General features: G+C 43.9%; 4 protein-coding genes. All 4 read left to right on the forward strand.

Translation table 11 applies throughout. The features are described from left to right. The first annotated feature begins 3 nt into the window (after positions 1-3). Positions 4-168: a spore coat associated protein CotJA gene (locus AC1DSE_RS34870; protein ID WP_477529081.1), complete on the forward strand. Its 165-nt coding sequence runs from the start codon at positions 4-6 to the stop codon at positions 166-168. A gap of 2 nt (positions 169-170) precedes the next feature. After that, entirely contained in the window at positions 171-434 is a 264-nt protein-coding gene (locus AC1DSE_RS34875; protein WP_144376813.1) for a spore coat protein CotJB, read from the forward strand. A gap of 43 nt (positions 435-477) precedes the next feature. Continuing rightward, positions 478-1,047 (forward strand): manganese catalase family protein, encoded by a 570-nt coding sequence (locus tag AC1DSE_RS34880; RefSeq protein WP_477529080.1) that lies wholly within the window; start codon positions 478-480, stop codon positions 1,045-1,047. 557 nt (positions 1,048-1,604) lie between these two features. Further along, positions 1,605-1,765, forward strand: a 161-nt coding sequence (locus AC1DSE_RS34885) for a DNA cytosine methyltransferase (protein WP_477529082.1), incomplete at its 3' end; no start/stop codon positions are given.

A 1,765-nucleotide genomic window follows, 5' to 3' on the forward strand; every position in this document is an offset into this window, starting at 1 on the left:
TATATAAAAGTAAAAAGCTTCAGCACGCCGCCTCAATTATTTATTACCTTTCAACCGCCCAATTTACCTCAGTTTTCACCTCATGAAGCATTGAGATATGGTACACTCTGGCCTATGTTGTATAGCCCATATGATCCGAAAAACGACAGACAGGAAGAAGGTGATTGACGGTGGCGATCATACTTGATGAAGAGTATTACAAGCTGCTGCATGATTTGCAGGCGGTAGATTTTGTACTCGTGGAGCTGAATTTATATTTGGATACTCATCCTACAGATTCCAATGCCATACATCAATACAATCAGTTCGCACAGCTAAGATTGCCTATCGTACAGCAGTATGAATCGAAGTACGGGCCTTTAAAGCATTTTGGCCAAAGCTTCTCCACAAACCCTTGGTCATGGAATGATACACCATGGCCTTGGCAGGTATAAATAGTGGATAGGGCTAGTAGGAAATCTAGAGGAGGCACCGTACATGTGGGTTTATGAGAAAAAACTGCAATATCCCGTTCGCGTAAGCAAATGCGATCCAATGATGGCTAAGTTTCTAATGGAGCAATATGGCGGTGCTGATGGTGAGCTTGCAGCAGCGCTTCGGTATTTAAACCAGAGGTACACGATTCCGGATAAAGTCATTGGATTGCTAACAGACATAGGAACTGAGGAATTTGCTCATTTGGAAATGATTGCGACCATGATTTACAAGCTGACAAAAGATGCAACGCCAGAACAGCTTAAGGCTGCAGGTCTAGGTGCTCATTATGTGGCTCATGATAGCGCTTTGTTTTATGAGAATGCAGGCGGCGTACCGTTTACGGCTACCTATATTCAAGCGAAAGGCGATCCGATTGCTGATCTATATGAGGACATAGCGGCGGAAGAGAAGGCTAGGGCGACGTATCAGTGGCTGATTGATTTAACGGATGACGTGGATCTGCAGGATAGCTTGAAGTATTTGCGGGAGCGGGAGATTATCCATTCGCTGCGCTTCCGTGAAGCGGTGGAAATACTTAAGGAAAAGCGGGATGAGAAGATATTTTATTAGAGGGAACCTCTCTGCAGAGTGCTGCGGGGAGGTTTTTTGCTTTTGCCTGCTGATGTTAAGCTAACAGCAAGAAGAGTGTGGTGGACCGGCTATTTATTATCGCTCTTTCTTTTGCCAGAGTAACACATCCGCTAACCCTACAATTTGATTGATCACACAAGTCCATCGGGACTAAGCGGAATTTCAGTTATACGTTTATAAGCAGTGGTGTACACAGAAGAGTTGGAAGCAAACCGACTTAGATGGAATGAAGTAAACCGAAGGACGTACGAGGTCGTTCAACCCTTTTGGGCGTATCAACGTTTTGTTCTTAACGAGAGAACATCAGATACCGGCATTAGAATGGGACTTGGACTTATGGAGGCTGGAATGAAATGTGAGGGATATGCGGAATGTGATACAAAATGCGAAACATGCCAAACATTCACGCAGCATGAAGCTCATCCTAAAAAAGTATTACACAATCTGCCTAACGTGCGGATCTCCCAAAAAACAACCTACTCACGAGAGTTTTAAAATCTTACATGATCCAAACGAAAGGATGTGGAGTGCTTATGATGGTTGCGGGATTTCCTTGCCAGGCTTTCTCCATTGCTGGAAAGCGTGAAGGATTTAACGACGCTATTAGAGGGACAGTATTCTTTGAGATCATCAGGTTCGCATCTATTCTCAAACTTGAATTTATACTCCTTGAAAATGTCACAGGACTCCTCAGTCA

It is taken from the genome of Paenibacillus sp. 01L418, from assembly GCF_056400045.1.